Below are 4,566 nucleotides of genomic sequence, written 5' to 3'. Positions count from 1 at the left end.
AACTGAGTTCGCCTCGATATCCCAGGTCGATGCAACTCGAAATAACAACTCGGTCAGTCCCCTCGCCCCTTTGGGGAGAGGGTTAGGGTGAGGGGTGGATTCTGGATCAGCCCTCATTCTTCGGTGCACCGCCGCATCCCTAATGCACCGCACCAATGCACGATGACCCGCAATCGCGCACAGCCACTCTCCTGAAATCCCATCCTGTAACGTAAAAAAACCCACCCAACAAAAACACGAAAGCCCCGGAATACGGGGCTTTCGACGTTTCAGCGCGACATTCTGTTTCAACTTGTTAAAACCTGGCACGCCCCCTGCAATAGTCCATTCAGTGATTCAGTTCACTACCCGGTTTCGGGGACCTTGGTACAGGCAGGCCGGGGATTCCCCTCTTTACATCGGGCTCACACCGCCAACGCGACGAGCCCAACCCGTTTTGGGGCCCTTGATACAGGCAGGTCAGGGGTTCCTTCTTTACACCGGGACTTACGACGCTATGCGTAAGTCCCTGCCGTTTTGGGAACCTTGGTACAGGCAGGCCGGGGATTCCCTCTTTTATTGCTCCCGGAGATGGATCTCCAGCCGCCAGCGGTCATCGACCTCGCCACCGGCCCACTCACCTTGCAGTGGCCGCGCCGCTACTACCGTCAGCAACAACCCCCCATCACTCAAACGCACGCGCCAGTTCACGTCTTTGCCGTTGACCTTGAGCTGGCCTTTCTGTGCCTTGCCTTCAGCCTCGAACAGCAACGCGACGCTGCCGTCCACGACCTCGCCATGGGTCTTGGGTTCGTTGTTGAACCACACCACCAGCCCACCGTCGGTCACCTCGACCTGCTGCAATTCACTGGGGTCGGGAGTGGTCAGGCGACCGATCATCAGCCCCACCATCAGCCCGACAATCGCCAGCGAACCCATCACGCGCGGGAATAGTTTCGAACGGTTGTCCACGGGCGGCGTAGAATGCCGCTCATCTTTACCTTCGGAGCCGTGCATGTTTCACGTCATCCTCTTCCAACCAGAAATTCCGCCGAATACCGGCAACGTTATCAGGCTGTGCGCCAACAGTGGCTGCCACCTGCATTTGATCGAGCCGCTGGGCTTCGAAATGGACGACAAGCGCCTGCGGCGGGCCGGCCTCGATTACCACGAGTACGCCACCCTGCAACGCCACGCCGACCTCGCCAGTTGCCTGGAAAGCCTCGGCCATCCACGGTTGTTCGCCTTTACCACCAAGGGCTCGCGGCCGTTCCACGATGCCAGCTTCGCCGAGGGCGATGCCTTCCTGTTCGGCCCGGAAAGCCGTGGCCTGCCCGCCGAAGTGCTCGATGCCCTGCCCGGCGAACAACGCCTGCGCCTGCCGATGCGCGAAGGCTGCCGCAGCCTGAACCTGTCGAACACCGTGGCCGTCGCGGTGTACGAAGGCTGGCGCCAGCTCGGTTTCAAGTAACGCACATAACAAATGTGGGAGCGGGCTTGCTCGCGAAGGGGCCATAACATTCAACATCATCGTTGACTGTTACACCGCTTTCGCGAGCAAGCCCGCTCCCACATTGGACTTGCCTTGACTCAGGACCGCTTACTGAACAGTCGGAGTCTCGCCCGCCGCCTGCATGCGTTGCAGTTCTTGTGCGTACAGTGCGTCGAAGTTCACCGGGGCCAGCATCAGGGCCGGGAACGAACCGCGGGTCACCAGGCTGTCCAGGGTTTCGCGAGCGTACGGGAACAGAATGTTCGGGCAGAACGCGCCGAGGGTGTGGCTCATCGAAGCGTCGTCCAGGTTCTTGATCAGGAAGATCCCGGCCTGTTGCACTTCAGCGATGAACGCCACTTCGTCACCGTTTTTCACGGTCACGGACAAAGTCAGCACGACTTCGTGGAAGTCGCCTTCCAGAGCCTTTTGACGGGTGTTCAGATCCAGACCGACGCTCGGTTCCCACTGCTGGCGGAAGATCGCCGGGCTTTTTGGGGCTTCGAAGGACAAGTCACGTACATAGATGCGCTGCAAGGAGAATTGCGGTGCGGTTTCTTCTTCGCTAGCTGCAGTGTTCTGTTGGTCAGTCATCTCAGATCCTTTCTGATCTTTGGTCTTTTAGGGTTTGCTGTTCTTGGGTGCTTAAGTCAGGCCTTGAGCATGGCGTCGAGCTTACCGGCACGCTCAAGGGCAAACAAATCATCACAGCCACCGATGTGGCGCTCGCCGATCCAGATCTGCGGCACGGACGTGCGCCCGGCCTTCTGGGCCATGGCGGCACGCACCTGCGGCTTGCCATCGACCTTGATCTCTTCGAAGGCCACACCTTTGTTCTCGAGCAGGTACTTGGCTCGCGAGCAGTAAGGGCAGTAATCGCTGGAATAGACGACGACGTTGCTCATATCACTTCACCAGCGGCAGGTTGTCGCCCTTCCAGCTGGAAATCCCGCCGGAGAGCTTGGCGGCGGTGAAGCCGGACTTCATCAGTTCGCGGGCGTGGGTGCCGGCGGTCTGGCCTTGGGCATCAACCAGGATGATGGTCTTGGCCTTGTGCTTTTCCAGTTCGCCAACGCGAGCAGTCAACTTGTCGTGAGGAATGTTCAACGCGCCAACAATGTGGCCAGCGGCGAAATCCTTGGTGCCACGAATGTCGATCACCACGCCTGCGTCCTTGTTGACCAGCCCGGTCAGCTCGGCAGTACTGAGGCTGCGGCCGCCGCCTTTCATCTCATGGGCGATCAGCAGAGCCAGCAGAACGAGGAAAATACCGGCCAGTAGATAGTGGGTGGTGGCAAATGCAATCAGGTGATCAAGCATTTAAGGTGGTTCCAGGGCGTTAAAAGTGGGCCAGTATACACAGGCCCTAGGGTGGGCCAAACCCCGTCCGGCGGTGACGGCGCAGGAACTTCGCTTTAAACTGCCACTCCCTTTTCCATCGCCCTCTTTTTAACTCAGCCACGAGTGGAATCCATGACTACCACGCCTAAACCTTTGGTCCTGATTATTCTCGATGGCTTCGGTCACAGTGAGAGCCACGAAGCCAACGCCGTGTACTCGGCCAGGAAACCCGTGCTGGACCGTCTCACCGCCACCGTGCCGAACGGCCTGATCTCGGGCAGCGGCATGGACGTCGGCTTGCCGGACGGCCAGATGGGCAACTCCGAAGTCGGCCACATGAACCTCGGCGCTGGCCGCGTGGTGTATCAAGACTTCACCCGCGTGACCAAATCGATCCGCGACGGCGAGTTCTTCGAGAACCCGACCATCTGCGCCGCTGTGGATAAAGCCGTTGCTGCCGGCAAAGCCGTGCATTTCATGGGCCTGCTGTCCGATGGCGGCGTTCACAGCCACCAGGATCATCTGGTCGCCATGGCCGAACTGGCGTTCAAGCGCGGCGCCGAAAAAATCTACCTGCACGCCTTCCTCGACGGTCGCGACACGCCGCCGAAAAGCGCTCAGTCGTCCATTGAACTGCTGGACGCGACGTTCCAGGCCCTGGGCAAAGGCCGGATCGCCAGCATCGTCGGCCGTTATTTCGCCATGGACCGCGACAACCGTTGGGACCGTGTAGCCCAGGCCTACAACCTGATCGTCGACGGTAAGGGCGAATTCAACGCCGCCACCGCCCAGGAAGGTTTGGAAGCCGCTTACGAGCGTGGCGAGAGCGATGAATTCGTCAAGGCCACTTCCATCGGCGAGCCGGTGAAAGTCGAAGACGGCGACGCCGTGGTGTTCATGAACTTCCGCGCCGACCGTGCCCGTGAACTGACTCGCGTGTTCGTCGAAGACGATTTCAAAGACTTCGAACGCGCACGCCAGCCGAAACTGGCCGGTTTCGTGATGCTGACCCAATACGCCGCCAGCATTCCCGCGCCATCGGCCTTCGCCGCCGGCAGCCTGGAAAACGTGCTGGGCGACTACCTGGCGAAAAACGGCAAGACCCAGCTGCGCATCGCCGAAACCGAAAAGTATGCGCACGTGACCTTCTTCTTTTCCGGCGGCCGCGAAGAACCGTTCCCGGGCGAAGAACGCATCCTGATCCCGTCGCCAAAAGTCGCCACCTATGACTTGCAGCCGGAAATGAGCGCGCCGGAAGTCACCGACCGAATCGTCGACGCCATCGAAAACCAGCGTTACGACGTGATCGTGGTCAACTACGCCAACGGCGACATGGTCGGCCATAGCGGCAACCTTGAAGCTGCGGTGAAAGCCGTGGAATGCCTGGACCTGTGTGTCGGTCGCATCACCGATGCGCTGGAAAAAGTCGGCGGCGAAGCCTTGATCACTGCCGACCACGGCAACTGCGAGAAAATGTCCGACGAAGAAACCCATCAGGCCCACACCGCGCACACGACTGAGCCGGTGCCGTTCATCTATGTCGGCAAGCGTGACTTCAAGGTTCGCGATGGCGGCGTACTGGCGGATGTGGCGCCGACCATGCTGATGTTGATGGGCCTGGAAATCCCGAAAGAAATGACCGGGACTTCGATTTTGGTGTAACCGGCCTTTCAAACACCGAAAAACCCTGTGGGAGCGGGCTTGCTCGCGAATGCGGTGTATCAGGCAATAAAGATGTCGCCTGACACATCCTC

6 protein-coding genes are annotated in these 4,566 nt (G+C 59.6%); 2 read left to right on the top strand and 4 right to left on the bottom strand.

Annotated elements, in window-relative coordinates; translation table 11 throughout:
- Positions 1–555: 555 nt before the first annotated feature.
- Positions 556–996 carry a hypothetical protein gene (locus tag HB680_RS32365; RefSeq protein WP_213942316.1) on the bottom strand — a complete coding sequence of 147 codons (441 nt, stop codon included), beginning with the start codon at positions 994–996 and terminating at the stop codon, positions 556–558.
- Between HB680_RS32365 and HB680_RS32360 the strand changes: the two genes are divergently transcribed.
- The gene (locus HB680_RS32360) at positions 995–1,450 is read left to right on the top strand and encodes a tRNA (cytidine(34)-2'-O)-methyltransferase (protein WP_007949025.1); all 456 of its coding nucleotides are present in this window, start codon (positions 995–997) and stop codon (positions 1,448–1,450) included. The genes HB680_RS32365 and HB680_RS32360 overlap by 2 nt on opposite strands.
- Before the next feature lie 129 nt (positions 1,451–1,579).
- Here the strand turns inward: HB680_RS32360 and secB are convergent, their stop codons facing one another.
- From secB to HB680_RS32345, 3 genes are read right to left on the bottom strand one after another with little or no spacing between them, the layout of a single operon-like run.
- A complete protein-coding gene (gene secB, locus HB680_RS32355; protein ID WP_007949026.1) occupies positions 1,580–2,065 on the bottom strand; it encodes a protein-export chaperone SecB in 486 nt (161 codons plus the stop codon).
- A gap of 56 nt (positions 2,066–2,121) precedes the next feature.
- Complete coding sequence (gene grxC / locus HB680_RS32350; protein WP_010464569.1) at positions 2,122–2,376, bottom strand: glutaredoxin 3; 255 nt, start codon at positions 2,374–2,376, stop codon at positions 2,122–2,124.
- Between the two features lies 1 nt (position 2,377).
- Positions 2,378–2,791: a rhodanese-like domain-containing protein gene (locus HB680_RS32345; protein WP_213942315.1), complete on the bottom strand. Its 414-nt coding sequence runs from the start codon at positions 2,789–2,791 to the stop codon at positions 2,378–2,380.
- Between the two features lie 153 nt (positions 2,792–2,944).
- Between HB680_RS32345 and gpmI the strand changes: the two genes are divergently transcribed.
- Entirely contained in the window at positions 2,945–4,474 is a 1,530-nt protein-coding gene (gene gpmI / locus HB680_RS32340; RefSeq protein WP_213942314.1) for a 2,3-bisphosphoglycerate-independent phosphoglycerate mutase, read from the top strand.
- The last annotated feature ends 92 nt before the right edge of the window (positions 4,475–4,566 follow it).

It is taken from the genome of Pseudomonas sp. dw_612, assembly GCF_018449725.1.
Taxonomy (GTDB): domain Bacteria; phylum Pseudomonadota; class Gammaproteobacteria; order Pseudomonadales; family Pseudomonadaceae; genus Aquipseudomonas.
This window is presented reverse-complemented; position numbering and strand designations above follow the sequence as displayed.

Coding starts and splice junctions, on each gene's coding strand:
- gpmI (WP_213942314.1), top strand. CDS start 2,945: ATGACTACCACGCCTAAACCTTTGGTCCTGATTATTCTCGATGGCTTC.
- HB680_RS32345 (WP_213942315.1), bottom strand. CDS start 2,791: ATGCTTGATCACCTGATTGCATTTGCCACCACCCACTATCTACTGGCC.
- HB680_RS32360 (WP_007949025.1), top strand. CDS start 995: ATGTTTCACGTCATCCTCTTCCAACCAGAAATTCCGCCGAATACCGGC.
- HB680_RS32365 (WP_213942316.1), bottom strand. CDS start 996: ATGCACGGCTCCGAAGGTAAAGATGAGCGGCATTCTACGCCGCCCGTG.
- grxC (WP_010464569.1), bottom strand. CDS start 2,376: ATGAGCAACGTCGTCGTCTATTCCAGCGATTACTGCCCTTACTGCTCG.
- secB (WP_007949026.1), bottom strand. CDS start 2,065: ATGACTGACCAACAGAACACTGCAGCTAGCGAAGAAGAAACCGCACCG.